The 316-nt window shown below is 68.0% G+C and carries 1 protein-coding gene; it reads right to left on the bottom strand.

The window, feature by feature from the left end:
• Nucleotides 1-316: AMP-binding enzyme (locus E1294_RS52285; RefSeq protein ID WP_132520868.1), on the bottom strand; the 316-nt coding region annotated here is incomplete at both ends.

The following is a 316-nucleotide window of genomic DNA, read 5'->3' as shown; positions in this document are numbered from 1 at the left end:
ATGGCCACGAACGCGGCCGGGACCATGTAGCCCGGAAGCTCGGCCGCAAGATGATCACGCAGACCGGCCGCGTCCACCCCGTCACCGACGTAGTAGGCGACCAGATCCCTGCTCACCACCGCCTGCGACACACCCGGCACCCGCAGCAAAGCCGCCTCGACCTCACCCAACTCCACCCGGTAGCCGCGAACCTGCACCTGATCGTCGTTACGGCCCACGAACTCCAGATCACCGCTCGCGCTCCACCGGGCCACATCACCAGTGCGATACATCCGCTCCCCGCCACCGGCGAACGGATCGGCCACGAACCGCGACG

Source organism: Nonomuraea diastatica (genome assembly GCF_004349015.1).
In the GTDB taxonomy this organism is placed as follows: Bacteria; Actinomycetota; Actinomycetes; order Streptosporangiales; family Streptosporangiaceae; genus Nonomuraea; species Nonomuraea diastatica.
This window is presented reverse-complemented; position numbering and strand designations above follow the sequence as displayed.